Origin of the sequence: Kordia zhangzhouensis, assembly GCF_001005305.1 — a bacterium.
Taxonomy (GTDB): domain Bacteria; phylum Bacteroidota; class Bacteroidia; order Flavobacteriales; family Flavobacteriaceae; genus Kordia; species Kordia zhangzhouensis.
In genome coordinates this window covers 1-469 of the sequence record NZ_LBMH01000038.1, presented here as the reverse complement: position 1 = coordinate 469, position 469 = coordinate 1, and the positions used below count along the sequence as shown (strand labels likewise).

1 protein-coding gene is annotated in these 469 nt (G+C 44.6%); it reads left to right on the top strand.

Going from position 1 to position 469, the window contains the following annotated elements; genetic code table 11:
• A partial coding sequence (locus AA088_RS18585; protein WP_046746329.1) for a hypothetical protein occupies positions 1–469 on the top strand: 469 nt, incomplete at both ends.

The following is a 469-nucleotide window of genomic DNA, read 5'->3' as shown; positions in this document are numbered from 1 at the left end:
ATCAGATTGGTGGGCAATTGATGCCGCAGGAGTTACTCAAAGAGCTTGTTACTATGATGATACGTATGTTTTTGGAACAAATGGATCATTTAGCAATGTACTAGGAGCAGACACTTGGGTAGAAGGATGGCAAAGTGGTGCCGCAGATGCTTGTGGTGCGCCAGTAGCTCCACATGACGGAGCTGCCTCTGCAACATATACATATGACGATAGTACAGGCGCATTGACAATTAATGGAACAGGCGCATATGTAGGTTTACCAAAAGCTGTGAATGCAGGAGAATTACCAAATGTACCAGTACCTTCATCCGTAAGTTATAACGTAACATTCATAGACAATGACACAATCACAGTTGTGATTGAAGCTGGGCCAGGTGTATTTTGGACGTATAAACTAATCAGAGATGGAGCCGCTCCAACAACTCCACTTGATGGCTCGTGGAGTATTGCTCCAGAAGCTGGATCGCTA